Origin of the sequence: Mycobacterium sp. E1715, assembly GCF_001667625.1 — a bacterium.
Taxonomy (GTDB): domain Bacteria; phylum Actinomycetota; class Actinomycetes; order Mycobacteriales; family Mycobacteriaceae; genus Mycobacterium.
The window spans coordinates 1-629 of sequence record NZ_LZJJ01000054.1; the positions used below are offsets into that span (position 1 = coordinate 1).

Annotated in this window: 1 protein-coding gene and 2 pseudogenes; 1 reads left to right on the top strand and 2 read right to left on the bottom strand. The window is 69.5% G+C overall.

The window, feature by feature from the left end:
- Nucleotides 1–191 (top strand): annotated as a pseudogene (locus A9X03_RS28130) (transporter substrate-binding domain-containing protein); the annotation flags it as partial.
- Here A9X03_RS28130 and A9X03_RS28135 read toward each other — a convergent pair.
- Together A9X03_RS28135 and A9X03_RS03130 are read right to left on the bottom strand one after the other, a co-directional pair.
- Nucleotides 176–430: pseudogene (locus A9X03_RS28135) on the bottom strand (serine/threonine protein kinase); the annotation flags it as partial. The pseudogenes A9X03_RS28130 and A9X03_RS28135 overlap by 16 nt on opposite strands.
- A partial coding sequence (locus A9X03_RS03130) for a transporter substrate-binding domain-containing protein (RefSeq protein ID WP_156669951.1) occupies nucleotides 430–629 on the bottom strand: 200 nt, incomplete at its 5' end. The gene A9X03_RS03130 and the pseudogene A9X03_RS28135, both read right to left, overlap by 1 nt.

Genomic DNA, 629 nt, shown 5'->3' on the forward strand with positions numbered 1-629 from the left:
ACCTGCACATCGTCGGACCCAACATGGCCACCCAGCCCTACGGCATCGGGGTCAACCTGACCAACACCGGGCTGGTCCGGTTCGTCAACGGCACCCTGGAGCGGATCCGCCGGGACGGCACGTGGAACACGTTGTACCGCAAGTGGTTGACGGTGCTGGGGCCCGCGCCCGCGCCACCGACGCCGAGGTGGCGGACCGGTGGCAGCACCCGCGTCCCCACCGTCACCCGGTCTTGCGGATCGCTGTCCAGGGTGCCCAGCGAGATGTGCGGAAAGTCGTCGTCGCCATCGTCGAAGTCGGGTCGGAACAGCGCCTGGGTGGCCTGGATGCGCCCCGTGGTCGGGCAGCCGCCCTGCGTGTCCGGCGGCTGGGTGCCCGGGCTTTCGTCGGCGCCGGTTTCCGGCTGCTCGATCTTCTCCGACTCGGCCATCAGTCCAGATACCTCGGCGTCGGTGGCGCGGGCGCGGGCCCCAGCACCGTCAACCACTTGCGGTACAACGTGTTCCACGTGCCGTCCCGGCGGATCCGCTCCAGGGTGCCGTTGACGAACCGGACCAGCCCGGTGTTGGTCAGGTTGACCCCGATGCCGTAGGGCTGGGTGGCCATGTTGGGTCCGACGATGTGCAGGT